Annotated in this window: 12 protein-coding genes; 7 read left to right on the forward strand and 5 right to left on the reverse strand. The window is 69.1% G+C overall.

Annotated elements, in window-relative coordinates; genetic code table 11:
- The first annotated feature begins 59 nt into the window (after window positions 1-59).
- From iolB to ACL03I_RS02565, 3 genes are all read left to right on the forward strand, one after another.
- Window positions 60-950 (forward strand): 5-deoxy-glucuronate isomerase, encoded by an 891-nt coding sequence (gene iolB, locus ACL03I_RS02555; RefSeq protein ID WP_355080590.1) that lies wholly within the window; start codon window positions 60-62, stop codon window positions 948-950.
- Entirely contained in the window at window positions 947-2788 is a 1842-nt protein-coding gene (gene iolD, locus ACL03I_RS02560; protein ID WP_412805073.1) for a 3D-(3,5/4)-trihydroxycyclohexane-1,2-dione acylhydrolase (decyclizing), read from the forward strand. Before iolB ends, iolD begins: the two co-directional genes overlap by 4 nt.
- A gap of 468 nt (window positions 2789-3256) precedes the next feature.
- Entirely contained in the window at window positions 3257-3460 is a 204-nt protein-coding gene (locus tag ACL03I_RS02565) for a cold-shock protein (RefSeq protein WP_014987157.1), read from the forward strand.
- A 69-nt stretch (window positions 3461-3529) separates the two neighbouring features.
- Here the strand turns inward: ACL03I_RS02565 and ACL03I_RS02570 are convergent, their stop codons facing one another.
- Window positions 3530-4168, reverse strand: coding sequence for a dihydrofolate reductase family protein (locus ACL03I_RS02570; protein WP_356961223.1), 639 nt, complete (start codon window positions 4166-4168; stop codon window positions 3530-3532).
- Between the two features lie 110 nt (window positions 4169-4278).
- Between ACL03I_RS02570 and ACL03I_RS02575 the strand changes: the two genes are divergently transcribed.
- Window positions 4279-4791 (forward strand): winged helix-turn-helix transcriptional regulator, encoded by a 513-nt coding sequence (locus ACL03I_RS02575; RefSeq protein WP_356961224.1) that lies wholly within the window; start codon window positions 4279-4281, stop codon window positions 4789-4791.
- Between the two features lie 3 nt (window positions 4792-4794).
- Here ACL03I_RS02575 and ACL03I_RS02580 read toward each other — a convergent pair whose 3' ends face one another.
- Complete coding sequence (locus tag ACL03I_RS02580) at window positions 4795-5601, reverse strand: nucleotidyltransferase domain-containing protein (protein ID WP_412805074.1); 807 nt, start codon at window positions 5599-5601, stop codon at window positions 4795-4797.
- Window positions 5602-5652: 51 nt separating this feature from the next.
- The gene (locus tag ACL03I_RS02585; protein WP_412805075.1) at window positions 5653-6843 is read right to left on the reverse strand and encodes an MFS transporter; all 1191 of its coding nucleotides are present in this window, start codon (window positions 6841-6843) and stop codon (window positions 5653-5655) included.
- A 93-nt stretch (window positions 6844-6936) separates the two neighbouring features.
- Between ACL03I_RS02585 and ACL03I_RS02590 the strand changes: the two genes are divergently transcribed.
- Window positions 6937-7863, forward strand: coding sequence for a LysR family transcriptional regulator (locus tag ACL03I_RS02590; protein WP_412805076.1), 927 nt, complete (start codon window positions 6937-6939; stop codon window positions 7861-7863).
- Window positions 7864-8772: 909 nt separating this feature from the next.
- Here ACL03I_RS02590 and ACL03I_RS02595 read toward each other — a convergent pair.
- Together ACL03I_RS02595 and ACL03I_RS02600 are read right to left on the reverse strand one after the other, a co-directional pair.
- Window positions 8773-10482 (reverse strand): alpha/beta fold hydrolase, encoded by a 1710-nt coding sequence (locus ACL03I_RS02595; RefSeq protein ID WP_412805077.1) that lies wholly within the window; start codon window positions 10480-10482, stop codon window positions 8773-8775.
- Between the two features lie 75 nt (window positions 10483-10557).
- Window positions 10558-11112 (reverse strand): TetR/AcrR family transcriptional regulator, encoded by a 555-nt coding sequence (locus ACL03I_RS02600; RefSeq protein ID WP_355080575.1) that lies wholly within the window; start codon window positions 11110-11112, stop codon window positions 10558-10560.
- A 143-nt stretch (window positions 11113-11255) separates the two neighbouring features.
- Here ACL03I_RS02600 and serA point away from each other — a divergent pair, with 143 nt between their 5' ends.
- Window positions 11256-12854: a phosphoglycerate dehydrogenase gene (gene serA / locus ACL03I_RS02605; RefSeq protein ID WP_355080573.1), complete on the forward strand. Its 1599-nt coding sequence runs from the start codon at window positions 11256-11258 to the stop codon at window positions 12852-12854.
- A 245-nt stretch (window positions 12855-13099) separates the two neighbouring features.
- Entirely contained in the window at window positions 13100-14107 is a 1008-nt protein-coding gene (locus ACL03I_RS02610; protein WP_355069789.1) for a 3-isopropylmalate dehydrogenase, read from the forward strand.
- Window positions 14108-14273 lie beyond the last annotated feature (166 nt).

The following is a 14273-nucleotide window of genomic DNA, read 5'->3' on the forward strand; positions in this document are numbered from 1 at the left end:
GTGTTCGCCCGGCGAGGCGACCGAGTTGCCGGTTCTGGATCGAGCATGGAGGAGGTGCGATGACACTGCATCGTCCGGAAGGAACGCTGCGTCATGACGGTGACCCGATCCTGCTGACTCCCGACGACGCCGGATGGACCTATGCCGGGCTGCGGGTGCTGCGGATCGACGCGGGCGAGTCGCGGACAGTTCGGACGGGGGAGTTCGAGGCGTTCGTCCTGCCGCTGTCAGGGGCGTGCACGGTACGCGTCGACGGGGAGACCTACGCGCTGACCGGCCGGGAATCGGTCTTCACCCGAGTGACGGATTTCGCCTACGTCCCGCGCGACGCCGAACTGGAACTCGTGGCCGAGGGCGGCGACCTCGAGGTAGCACTGCCGATGGCGCGATGCGGGAAGCGGCTCGAGCCGAGATACGGCCCTGCCGAGGAGGTGCCGGTCGAAATCCGAGGCGCGGGAAGCGCGACGCGTCAGGTGACCAACTTCGGCATTCCCGGTGTGTGGGAACACGCGGACAAGCTCAACGCCTGCGAGTTGATCACCCCGGATGGCAACTGGTCATCCTATCCGCCGCACAAGCACGACGAGGCCAGCGCCTGCGAGGTCGTCAACGAGGAGATCTACTACTTCCGCATCGCCGGACGGGACGGCATCACCCCGTCCCGCGAGGGATTCGGTATGCACCGCACGTACACCGCCGACGGCACGGTGAACGAGAACGTCGTGGTCCGCGACGGTGACGTCGTCCTGATCCCGCGCGGTTATCACGGCCCGTGCATCGCCGCGCCTGGTTACCCCATGTACTACCTCAACGTGCTGGCCGGTCCGGCGCCCGAGCGATCGATGGCGTTCTGCGACGACCCCGCGCACAGCTGGGTGCGGGCGCGCTGGGACGCCGAGCCGATCGATCCGCGCTGCCCGGTCACTTCCCACGAAGGACGGATCGGATGAAGCTCACCACGGCGCAGGCGCTGGTGGCCTGGTTGATCGCCCAGCGCTCGGAGACACTCGACGGCCGCGAGGCGCCGTTGTTCCCCGCCGTCTTCGCGATCTTCGGCCACGGAAACGTGCTCGGCCTCGGCACCGCGCTGCACGAGCGGCGCGCCGAACTCCCCGTCTGGCGCGGGCACGCCGAAGAGGGGATGGCGCTGGCCGCCGTCGGCTATGCGAAGGCCACTCATCGGCGTCAGGTCGGTGTCGCCACCTCATCGATCGGTCCCGGCGCGCTCAACATGGTGACGGCGGCGGGCGTCGCACACGCGAATCGCCTCCCGCTCCTCCTCCTTCCTGGCGACACCTTCACCGGACGCGCGCCGGACCCGGTTCTGCAACAGGTCGAGCACTTCGGCGACCCGACCGTCACTGTGAACGACGCGTTCCGCGCGGTGAGCCGCTACTTCGACCGCGTCACACGCCCGGAACAGTTGATCGCCACTTTGCCCCAGGCGGCCGGGGTGCTCACCGACCCGGCCGACGTCGGCCCGGTCGTCCTGGCGCTTCCACAGGATGTCCAGGCCGAGACCTACGACTTCCCTGACACGCTTTTCGAGCCGGTGCTGCACCGTCTCACCCGGCCACGTCCCGACCACCGGGCACTCGCCGAAGCCGTCGCCGCACTGCGCGCCGCGCACCGTCCGCTGCTGATCCTCGGCGGCGGCGTCCGGTATTCGGGCGCGGGACGCACCCTGCTGGAATTCGCCGAGAAGCACGGCATTCCGATCGTGGAGACCACCGCGGGCCGCACCCTGGTGCCGCACGAACATCCGCTGTACGCGGGACCGCTCGGCATCACCGGCTCGGCGTCGGCGAACGCGATGGCGGCCGACGCCGACCTGGTCCTCGCGGTCGGCACCCGGTTGCAGGACTTCACCACCGCGTCCTGGACGGTCTTCGCACCGGACGTTCGCCTGGTCACCATCAACGTGGCACGCTTCGACGCCCTCAAGCACGGCGCGCTAGCGGTGGTCGGCGACGCCGAGGCCACCGTGTGCGAGCTGGCCGGGCGGATGGGGAAGTGGCGAGTCGACGCCGAGTGGACCGCGCGAGCCGCCGAGCAGCGGGGCGCCTGGGACGCGCACATCGATGAATTGCGCGCGCCGACCCCGGGCGCGCCGAGCTACGCCCAGGTGGTCGGCGCCGTGAACGACCTGAGCGGGCCGAGCGACTATGTGCTGACGGCCTCCGGCGGCCTGCCCGGTGAACTCGTCGGCGGCTGGCGGGCGACCGGTGGCGCGCCGACCATGGACGTGGAATACGGCTTCTCCTGCATGGGCTACGAGCTGGCGGGCGCGTGGGGCGCGGCCATGGCGCGCACCGACGGCGTGGTGACGACGCTGCTCGGCGACGGCTCGTATCTGATGCTGAACTCGGAGTTGTTCTCGGCGGCCTTCGCCGGGCATCCGTTCGTCGCGGTGGTCTGCGACAACGACGGCTATGCCGTGATCGCGAGGCTGCAAGAGGGGCAGGGCGGCGCGCCGTTCAACAACTTCTATGCCGATTGCCGCACCACGCGGGAACAACCGCCGCGAGTCGATTTCGCCGCCCATGCCGCCGCTCTGGGGTGTGCCGCTTTCACCGCCGCCGACCTGGACGAATTTCGTGACGCGTACCTGCGGGCGCGGGCGACGGCGATGGCCCAGCAGCGCCCCGCGGTGCTGGTTGTGCGGACGCGGCCGTCGTCGTGGACCGACGCGGGCGCCTGGTGGGAGGTCGGCGTGCCCGAGCAGCTGCCGGGCCGCGCCGCCTACGACGAGGCGAAACCGCGCCAGGTGCGCTACCTCCGGCCGTGAACAGAACTTAATGAACAGTGCGCCCGATGGGCCACGGACCTAGGCTGAAGTAGGAGTCTAGGCGTGGTACGCTGAAATACGCTGCGGCACAAGATAACTGGTAGCGAATCCGTATCGGTTTCGAGCCGCGTCGCAAAGAAGCTCCACGCTGCCTGGCGCAGGTCGGTGGGGCATGCTCGTCAGGGAGGGTGACGGGCGTTATCCGGCGAAAAGTACGGGTACCCGACGGGCGGGCCCCGGCGATGTCGCGTGATCGGGACCCGACCGAGCGTGGGAGGTGACAGACCAGCCCGCCCCTGAGCGAGCATTGCGAGTGCACTCGCGCACGACCGAGCCGAGCGTCCTCGTGAGCGTTAGCTCACAGTTGGTGGTGCGAAACGTGAGTAATTCGTCGGATCATGGCATCGTTGATCTACGAGACCAGGGCATCTCGATAACACCACCTGGCTCGTCTACAGAAAGTATGAAATGGCTCAAGGCATTGTGAAGTGGTTCAACAGCGAGAAGGGCTTCGGCTTCATCGCACAAGACGGCGGAGGGCCCGACGTCTTCGTGCACTACTCGGCTGTGAGCGGCTCGGGTTTCCGGTCCCTCGATGAGGGGCAGCGCGTGGAGTTCGAGATCGGCCAGGGACAGAAGGGTCCGCAGGCCCAGGACGTCCGCGTTCTCTGATCGCGACTTGACTTTCGAAAGGCCCCGCACCGGGACGGTGTGGGGCCTTTCCGCTTGTTCGGAGGGTCCTCACGCCTCGGAGCGGGTGAAGGTGACATGGGTGACGGCGGGGGAGTGGGTCACCGAGGCGACCTGGTAGCCCGGCAGTTCGCCCAGATCGTCGTAGAGGCGCTCGCCCGCGCCGAGCAGGATCGGGACGACGGCCAAATGCAACTCGTCCACCAGCCGCGTCCGCAGGAACTGCCGCACCGTGGAGCAACCGCCGCCCAAGCGCACGTCTTGGCCGTTCGCCGCGTCGAACGCGCGGTGCAGCACCGCCTCGGGGGTTTCGTCCACGAAGTGGAATGTGGTCCCGCCCTCCATCCCGAACGACGGGCGTGGATGGTGCGTCAGTACGAAGACGTCGTGGTGGTACGGCGGATTGTCGCCCCACCAACCCGTCCATTCGTGGTTCGGCCATGCTCCGCGAATCGGACCGAACATATTGCGGCCCATGATGGTCGCGCCGATGCCGCGATCGCCCGCGGCCAGATGCTCATCGTCGACGCCGGGATCGTTCGTGGCCTCCGGGTTGGCGTAAGGGGTCGCGAAGACCCACTCGTGCAGTCGCGTGCCGCCTTCGCCCAGCGGATTGTCCGGCCCTTGGTTCGGACCGGCGACATAGCCGTCCAGGGAGATCGCCAGGTTGTGTACGCGCAGCTTCGGCATGGCCCACTCATTCCCACTAAGTGATTGCAATTCGCAATCGGTTATGCGGCAGCGTACGTCCAACTGGTTGTATATTGCAAGCAGTAGTTGACGATCGACAGGAGTGCCGGATGCGCGAGGAGGGACGTTCGGGATGCCCGATCAACGCGACGATCGAGGTGATCGGCGATCGGTGGACGCTGCTGGTGCTGCGTGACGTGATGTTCGGCAACCGGCGGCACTTCCGCGAACTGCTGGCCGGATCGGAGGAGGGCATCGCCTCCAACATCCTGTCCGACCGGCTCAAGCGCCTGGTAGCCGCCGGGCTGCTCAGCCGTGCGGACACCAGGCCCGGCCAGAAGGCCGAATACCGGCTCACCGAAGCGGCCATCCAATTGGTGCCGATCATGGCGCAGCTCGGCGCGTGGGGTCTGCGGCACCGCCCGACCACCAAGCGTCTCCGGGTTCGCGCCGAATTGCTCGAGGCGGGCGGTCCGCGGCTATGGGCGGATTTCATGGACGAATTGCGCGAGGGCCACCTCGGCATCCCGCGCCCGGATCCGGACCGTCCGACCGCCACGCAGCGACTCGCCCAGGCTTACGCCGACGCCGTCGCCGAGGACGATCGGAAAGTCGCCTCGTAGGCGTCAGCCCGCCAGTGCCTCGGAGCGGAAGAACTCCGCGGTGATCGCCCTGGCCCGAGTGATGTCCTGGCCCCGAGATTTAACGAAAACATCCTCCGCACAGGCGAATTCGGCGGCGATGAACGCGGAGATCGGCGCGGGCACCGAACCGCTGCCCATCTCGCGGGTTCGTGATTTGAGGTCGGTCAGCTCGGTTACCGCCGCCGACAACTCCGCGGGCAGTTCGCACTGCCGCAACAGTGTGGGCAGATGCATCGGCGCCACCGCCGCCCCGGGACGCTCGCGCAGCCAGCGCAGTGCCATCGCCGGACGCAGCGCGTAGAACACCTTCTTCAGCGATCCGGTGCGCTCGAACAGCTCCCACTGCTTGGCGCCCAGGTGCAGATAGTGCCGGGCGACCCTGTCACGGTCGGCGACCTCATCGGCCAGCGCGCGCAATCGGTCGCGAAACAGCGGGTCGCCGCGGTACACGATCGGCGACATCAGCCATTCGATCAGCACGGCGTTGCCCTGCACCAGCAAGCGCAGCGCTTTGGCCAGATCCCAGCCGTTCACGTCGAGTAGGTCTGTGAGCGGCGTCTCCACCACGTCGCGGGTGCGCCACGGGGACAGATAGGTCTCCAGCGCGGCGACGTAGACGAACCGGCAGTCGTAGTCCGAATCGGGAGACGGAAAGCCCCACGCGCGGCTGCCGCTTTCGATCGCCAACCGGATCGACACCCGGTGGTCCAGCTCCACCCGGTCCAGCTCGCGATCGATGGACCCGACCACCGTCGGGTCCATCGAATCCGGTATCGCGCGCAGAGACATGGAGCGATGGTAGGTGCCGCAGCGCGGTTGTCGCAGCTGCATTTTCGTCGTTCAGGACCGGTGCACGCCCCTTCCGAGCGCGGCGACCGGCACGGCCATGAGCGCGAGCGTCCCGCCCAGCCACATGGCGGCGGCCACGCCGATCGCGTCCGCCGCCAGACCGCCGATCAGCGACCCCAGCGCGATGGCGGCATTGAAAACACCCGCGAACAGGGCGGACGCGCCTTCCTTCGCCTGCGGCGCCGCGGCGAAGACCCAGCTTTGCGTGCTCACCGAGACCCCGCCGTAGGACACGCCCCACACGATCATCAGCACGACAGCCCCCGGCAGGGAGGCGCCCAGCGCAGGCAAGGCGATCGTGGTCGCGGCCAGAATCGAGCCGATCGCGATCAAGGTCTTCCGCGGTGCCCGCGCCGCAGCGGTGCCCGCGCCGAAATTGCCTGCGACACCGGCGATCCCGTAGATGAGCAACAGCGCACCGAGCGTTTCCGCATCGACGCCGGTCGCTCCCTCGAGCGCAGGCCGCACATAGGTGTAGGCGGTGAAGTGGCCGGTTACCAGGAATGCGACAACGAGCAAGGCGATTCGCAAGCCGGGCTGCCGCGAAAGTCGCAACACGCCACGCAATGCCGAGGTTTCCGTCGCGGGCAGACGCGGCAGCAGCACCGCCAGAGCCGCGAGCACCAGTACTGCCAGGCAGGCCGCGGCCACGAACGCGATCCGCCACCCGGCGAGCCCACCCAAGAAAGTTCCGGCCGGAATGCCGAGCACCGACGCGACCGCGACGCCGGAGAAGACCAGCGAGGTCGCGGCGGCGACCGATCGCGCGGGCACCAGCCGCGCGGCCAGGCTCGCCGCGATCGCCCACACCCCGCCCATGCCGACGCCGACCAGCACCCGCGCCCCGATCAGCACGCCGAAGGTGGGGGCGGCGGCCGCGCCGAGATTGCCCAGCGCGAGCAGCGCCAGCAATCCGCACAGCACCACCTTGCGCTCGACTCGGCGCAGCGTCGCGGTGACCAAGGGCGCGGCCAGCGCGGCGACCAGGCCTGTCACCGTCAACGCGAGACCGGCGCGGCCTTCGCTCACTCGCAGCGCCGAGCCGATCGGAGTGAGCAGTCCGACCGGCAACATCTCGGCGGTGACCACCGTGAACGTGCCCGCTGCCACCGCGCCCACTCCGAGCCAACCGCGTAGCGACGAAACCGGCTGCGAAGCAACGACTTCTCGAACCTGTGTCATGTCTTCCAGACAAAAGGCTCCCGGTATGGGGAAACAACGGCGAAGGTCTCATAGTTCTATGAGCTGGACTCATCGACCGTGGAAGGGAAGCAGATGAGTGGGCTGGAGGTCCGTGAACTGGAAGCGTTTCTCGCGCTCGCCGAGGAACTGCACTTCGGGCGGGCCGGTGCTCGGCTGTATGTGTCGCAGAGCCGGGTGAGCCAGCTACTGCGCTCGCTGGAGCGGCGCATCGGCGGACAGCTCGTGGAACGGACCAGTCGCACCGTCCGGTTGACCCCGCTCGGCGCGGATTTCCTCGCCGCGCTGCGGCCCGCCTATGCCGCGTTGCGCGCGACGGTCGACGATGCTCGCGCCGCCGCCCGGGGTGCGGGCGGGATCTTGCGCATCGGATTCCAAGGCGCGGGCAACGATCACCTGATGGCCGCGGTCGAGTTGTTCCAGCAGTGGCACCCGGACTGCTCGGCCGAGCTGGTCGAAATACCGCTGGCCGACCCGTTTGGTGCGGTGCGGCGCGACGAGGTCGACGCCGCCGTCGTGCTGCTGCCGATGGGCGAGGGAGATCTCGTGCTCGGCTCGGTGTTCGCGGGGCAGCCGCAGACGCTCGCGCTGGCCAGTGCCCACCCGCTTGCGGGCCGGGCCGAACTGTCGGTAGAGGAACTCGCCGCTCTTCCACTGATAGGAGTGCGCGCGCCCGCGCCGGAGTATTGGCGCAGAGCTCAGGCGCTCGACGTCACGCCGGGCGGTCGAAGGGTGCGCTCCGGGCCCGAGGTCGGCACGTTGGAAGAAGGTCTCGCCGCGGTGGCGGCCGGCCGCGGAGCGATGTTGCTGTGTCATCCCACCGCGGATTCCCACCGCCGACGGCCGGTGGCCTTCGTGCCGGTCACCGGGATCGCCGAGTCCCGGCTCGGACTGGTGTGGCGTCGGTATCGCGAGACACCGCGGGTGCGCGCGTTCTCCCGCGCCGTCGCGGCCACCAAGCCGTCCGAAGATGTGCGATCGGTCACTGTCGGGGCATCCTGACGGTCTGCCGTCGCGGCGCCCGGCGAATCGGGAACAGGGCCGCCGACGTGGAGCCGAGCATTTCTCCGTCTACCCCTTCGACGTATTCGAAAGTTATTTGGTATCTCTATTGCCGGGTTTGTCGAAGTGGCTCGAATCACTCGGCGGCCTCATTTCCGGACGCGGCGCGAGATTCGTACGAAGTTTTTCTGGAATGTCGCATTCGACTTCTATTAGCGAGGGAAATCTTCTAGCGCTTTCGGTGTCTTGACCTGGACAAACGTATAGATTCCCAGCTCATTCGCAATGGGATGAGTGTCGTGAGTCACATTTCGATTGATATGTGGTCTGCATTACCAAACATTCGAATTCTGTAACTGTCGCCGATCCGGCACCGACATGCCCCGTGTCAGCCAGTTCGACTGGATAAGTTTCGAGGAAGAGGTATTTCCATGATCCCCGTTATCATCGACACCGGTAGCGCTGCCTTGAACGGTCTTTTCGGCACCCTTGGCGCCGCGCTGCACGGTCTTGTCGACACCCTGTGGACGGGTTCCTTCGGCGGCCGCTGACCGACGTAACGGTCGAGCAGAGTCGACCGGGTCGCGCGCCGACCGATGGCGTGGCCGAGCGGGCCCCCGCACCTGGTGGTGTGGGGGCCCGCCGCTATGTGCGGTTGGTGGACGAGCCGGGGTGGTCGGGTTCCGCCGCGATGAGGTCCGCGCCGATGCCGGGAAGGTCGAAGCACAGTGCGGCCGCGTGTGCTGCGCGTCGACAAGCCGCGCCCCGCAACGGGCGGGATCGGCCGCGCGGCCGGGATGTCGGCGGTCGGGATCGGCCTCGTGCCGCGTGGTCAGCGGTGGGTGTGGCCCCGTGCCCTCGACGCCGGAGTCGGAGATCAGCCTTGCGCCGCGATGTCGGAGTGCGAGATCAGCCCTGCGCCGCGACGGCGGAGATCCGGCTGAGTTCTGCCGCCACCTGGGCCGGGTGGGTCAGTTGCGGGTAGTGGCCCGCGCCTTCGATCGAAATCCGCTCTCGCGCGGTCGGAGCGGTGATCGGGTCGTCGGAACCGGCGATGATCCGCACCGGCACGTCGATCCGTTCCAGCAGAGTTCGCAACTCTGCACGCCGCGCGGGAGCGCTCGCCTCGCGCAACGCGCCGACCGTTCGACCCGCGACGCCCGGCCTGCGCAGGTTCGCCGCCGCGCTCGCGATGGCGTCGCTCTCGGGCACGCCGAGCCGTTTCGACAAGGCCGCCGCCGAGCTCCGGCGCATCGCCGCGGTCGCGAGTGGCGAGCGCAGCAGCCGGCCCGACCGCGGCTGCAAGAAGGCGGGCGCGACCAGCACCACGCCGGAGACTCGGTCGGGATGCTGCGCCGCGTACCGCAGCACCGGGCCGCAGCCGAGCGAGTGGCCGACCAGAACGGGGCGCGTGTGCACCGAAGCGAGCAATCCCGGCAGCACCGCGTCACGATCCCCGGGCGCCGAACGCCCGAGGCCGGGCAGGTCCACGACCAGGGCGGGCCCGTCCAGTTCCGCGCGCACCTCGTTCCACGACTCGCCGTCCAGCGGAAGGCCGTGCACCAGGACGTAAGCGGGGCGGACGCGCTCGCCGCCGACCCAGACACCGTCGGCGAAACCGGCTGTCGGGTCATCGGCCACCGCGCCGAACCGGGTGGCCACGAGATGGTCGGCCCAGCCCAGGAGGGTCGCCTCGGTCGGCGGCATGGTGAGACCGGCTCGGCGCGCCACTTCCAGCGCCGCCGATGTGTCGTAGCGGTCGTCGGCGATGAAGCTGAGCGTCTCCGGGTCGGCGCCGGTGAGTGTGGGCGGAAGCTTCGAGATGACGCCGACCGGAATCGAGAACCGGGGCGCACGGACGCCCAGGTGATCCGCCAGTAGCCGAACAAGCTTCGGCAGCACGGGAGTCCGATCATCCAGAACCGTGTAGGACCGGCCCGCGGTATCGGGCAGCGTGGGCAGGCTGATCAAGAAATCCGTGAAGTAGTCCAGATCCACGATGGGCACGAAGGTCTCGGGCCCGCCGGGGAGAGCCGGGAGCCGCCCGTTCCACAGATCCTCGACGACGCTCGCCAGCCCGATGTATTGACCGGGGCCGATGACGCTGCTCGGGTTCGCGATGGTCAGCGCGACGCCGAGTTCCGCCGCCCGGCGGCGCAGCAGCGGATCCGATTCGAACTTCGACGCGCCGTACGCGCCGTTCTCGTAGTGCTGCTCCTCGGATTCCTCCACGGTGATCCGGTACCCGGTGATGTGCACGACGCGTCGCAACTCGGGGAGGGCGGCGGCCCATTCCAGCACCCGCAGCGCCCCGGTGACGTTCACCGCGTACGCGTCCTCGGGGGCGAGCCCGAAGGCGAAGCGGGCCGCGCAGTTGTACACGTCGCGCACGCCGGACGAATCGAACTCGGCGGGCAGGCCGAGGTCCGGCGCGGTCACGTCACAGGTGAGGATCTCCAACCCGCTCTCGTCCACGCCTTGTCTGCGCAGCCAACTGGTGAGCCGCTCCGCGCTGCCCGCACGCAATGCGGCGGCGACGGAATGCCCCTGCTGGAGCAGGCGGGCGACCGCATTGCGGCCGAGGAACCCGGCGGCTCCGAAAACGATGCTGTCGGACATGACATCCTCCTTACTAGACCGGTCTACATATTCTGGGGACATGGAAACCTCCTTGCGGTATCGGCGGATTCGGCCTCAGATCATGGCGCGCAGTGTGCGTTCGACCCGTTCCAAGGGTTCACGGCTTCGCTGCGCACGTGCCAGCAGCAGTGCGCCCTCGACCATCGCGAGCACCGCTGCCGCCAGATCGTCCGCATCGTCACGGCCGTCGGCCCGCAGCCGGATGCGCAGCGCCTGCTCCCATGCGGCGTAGGCGGCGGCGCACTCGGCCTGGATCGGGTCGTTCGCCGCCGCGACGTCCAGGGCGACGGTGGCGACCGGGCAGCCTTGTTGCCAGCCGGATGCTTCCAGCCGGTCGCCGAACGCTCGGAGCAGCCTGCTCGCGGCCTCGGCGGCATCGCCGGGCTCGATGGTGTCGATCAGCGCGGCGATCTCCTTGCCCGCTTGGGCGACCGCCGCCGCGACCAATTCGTCCTTGCCGCCGGGGAAATGGAAGTACAACGATCCGCGTGGCGCCCCGCTGGCCGCCAGGATCTGGTTGAGCCCGGCGCCGTAGTAACCGTGCCGCTCCACCAGCGTGCGCGCCGCGTCGACGAGTTTGCCGCGAGTCTCGGTGCCTTTGACGCCCATGCGGTGACTGTAGACCGGTCTGCATATTTTTGCCAGCGTCGGGACTGACGACGGCCGCCCACCAGGTGGTAGCCGGGTCGGAAATCGCGCGCACTAAGCTGGTCGGCGGTAATTGCCGACCCCATTCCCCAGGAGTACTCCACGTGAGCCAAGCAGGCCGTCCTGTAGTTCTGATCGCCGACAAGCTCGCCCAGTCGACCGTCGACGCGCTCGGTGACGGTGTCGAGGTCCGGTGGGTGGACGGACCGGACCGCCCGGCCCTGCTGGCCGCGGTGCCCGAGGCCGACGCGCTGCTCGTGCGGTCGGCGACCACGGTCGACGCCGAGGTCCTGGAAGCCGGGAAGAACCTGAAGATCGTCGCTCGCGCGGGCGTCGGCCTGGACAACGTCGACGTTCCCGCCGCCACCGAGCGCGGCGTCATGGTCGTGAACGCGCCCACCTCGAACATCCACACCGCCGCCGAGCACGCGGTCACCCTCTTGCTGTCCGCCGCCCGCCAGATCCCGGCCGCGGACGCCACCCTGCGTGAGCACACCTGGCAGCGCAGCAAGTTCAACGGCGTCGAGATCTTCGACAAGACCGTCGGCGTCGTCGGCCTCGGCCGCATCGGCCAGCTGTTCGCCGCGCGACTGGCCGCCTTCGAGACCAAGATCGTCGCCTACGACCCCTACGTGTCGCCCGCGCGCGCCGCGCAGCTCGGCATCGAGCTGCTCAGCCTGGACGAACTGCTCGAGCGTGCCGATCTGATCTCGATCCACCTGCCGAAGACCCCGGAGACCAAGGGCATCATCGGCAAGGAGGCCATCGCCAAGACCAAGCCCGGCGTGATCATCGTCAACGCCGCGCGCGGTGGCCTGGTCGACGAGGCCGCCCTGGCCGAGGCGATCAAGTCCGGCCACGTGCGCGCCGCGGGCCTGGACGTGTTCGAGACCGAGCCGTGCACCGACAGCCCGCTGTTCGACCTGCCGCAGGTCGTGGTGACCCCGCACCTGGGCGCCTCCACCTCCGAGGCGCAGGACCGCGCGGGCACCGACGTCGCCAAGTCGGTGCTGCTGGCGCTCGCCGGTGAGTTCGTGCCCGGCGCGGTGAACGTCACCGGTGGCGCCGTCGGCGAAGAGGTCGCCCCCTGGCTGGACATCGTCCGCAAGCAGGGCGCCCTGCTCGGCGCGCTGTCCAACGAGCTGCCGGTCAGCGTGGAGGTGCAGGTGCGCGGCGAGCTGGCCGCGCAAGAGGTCGGCGTACTGGAGCTGTCCGCGCTGCGTGGCATCTTCTCCGCGCTGGTCGAGGACCAGGTCACCTTCGTCAACGCGCCCGCGCTGGCCAAGGAGCGGGGCATCACCGCCGAGGTCACTACCGCGACGGAGAGCCCGAGCCACCGCAGCGTCGTCGACCTGCGCGCCGTGTTCGGCGACGGCAGCACCCTGAACGTGGCGGGCACGCTGACCGAGCCGCAGCTGGTGGAGAAGATCGTCAACGTCAACGGCCGCAACTACGACATGCGCGCCGAGGGCCTCAACCTGGCCATCCTGAACTACGACGACCGGCCGGGCGCGCTGGGCAAGATCGGCACCAAGCTCGGCGAGGCCGAGGTCGACATCCTGGCCGCGCAGCTGACCCAGGACGTCGACAAGGAAGGCGCCACCGTGGTGCTGCGCGTGGCCCGCGAGGTGCCCGCCGACGTCCAGGCCGCGATCGCCGAGTCCGTCGGCGCGGCCAAGGTCGTCCAGGTCGACCTGTCCTGATCCGATCCGGGGCGCGGCCCCGGTGAACTCGGAATCGGCGCCGCGCACGAGCACTCGTGCGCGGCGCCGGTCTCTTCGTCGGCGCGCAGGCCCGCCACGCGCCCGGTGCTCGGCGATCCGGCCGCGCCGAGTACCGTGACGGTGCTGCGGTCACCCGGCCGGAATGTCGTGCGCACGCCGACGGTCGCCTCCGGGCCGCACGTTGCGGCGGCCCGCGACCGGCAATATCGAACGGAGCATTTGTCATGAAGCTTGCTGTCATCCCGGGCGACGGGATCGGGCCCGAGGTCATCGCCGAGGCGCTCAAGGTGCTCGACGCGGTCGTGCCCGGCGTCGAGAAGACCGAGTACGACCTCGGCGCGCGCCGCTACCACGCGACCGGCGAGATCCTCCCGGATTCGGTGCTGCCCGAACTGAAGCAGCACGACGCGATCCTGCTCGGCGCGATCGGCGATCCGTCGGTGCCCAGTGGCGTGCTCGAACGCGGCCTGTTGCTGCGCACCCGGTTCGCGCTGGACCACCACGTGAACCTGCGGCCGTCCAAGCTGTTCCCTGGCGTGACCAGCCCGCTGGCCGGCAACCCTGACATCGACTTCGTCGTCGTGCGCGAGGGCACCGAGGGCCCGTACACCGGCACCGGCGGCGCGATCCGCGTCGGCACCCCGCACGAGGTGGCGACCGAGGTCAGCACCAACACCCGCTTCGGCATCGAGCGCGTGGTGCGCTACGCCTTCGCCAAGGCGCAGGCCCGGCGCAAGCACCTGACGCTGGTGCACAAGAACAACGTGCTCACCTTCGCAGGCTCGCTGTGGCAGCGCACGGTGGACGAGGTCGCGGCCGAGTTCCCCGATGTCACAACGGCTTACCAGCACATCGACGCCGCGACCATCCACATGGTCAACGACCCGGGCCGGTTCGACGTGATCGTCACCGACAACCTCTTCGGCGACATCATCACCGACCTGGCCGCCGCCGTGAGCGGTGGCATCGGCCTCGCCGCCAGCGGCAACATCGACGCGTCCGGCACGAACCCGAGCATGTTCGAGCCGGTGCACGGCAGCGCCCCCGACATCGCGGGCCAGTCCAAGGCCGACCCGACCGCGGCGATCCTCTCGGTCGCCCTGCTGCTCAACCACCTCGGCGACGCCGAGGAGGCCGCGCGCATCGAGTCGGCGGTCGCGAAGGACCTCGAGTCTCGCTCCGGCACGGCGTCGACCGTGGAAATCGGCGACCGCATCGCGGCCACTCTCTGACCGTCGCCCAGGAAGGTCCCGTTGCCACCGCCGGCAACGGGACCTTCCACGTTCAGCCGTCCGCTCCGCCAGCGCGGGCGAATCCCGCGGCGGCTCCCGCGCCCCGCGGCGCGCTCGACCAGCGCTGTGTCACCGAATTCAGGTGACGCAGCGACATCGAGTCGAG

The organism is Nocardia sichangensis (assembly GCF_047200615.1).
In the GTDB taxonomy this organism is placed as follows: Bacteria; Actinomycetota; Actinomycetes; order Mycobacteriales; family Mycobacteriaceae; genus Nocardia; species Nocardia sichangensis.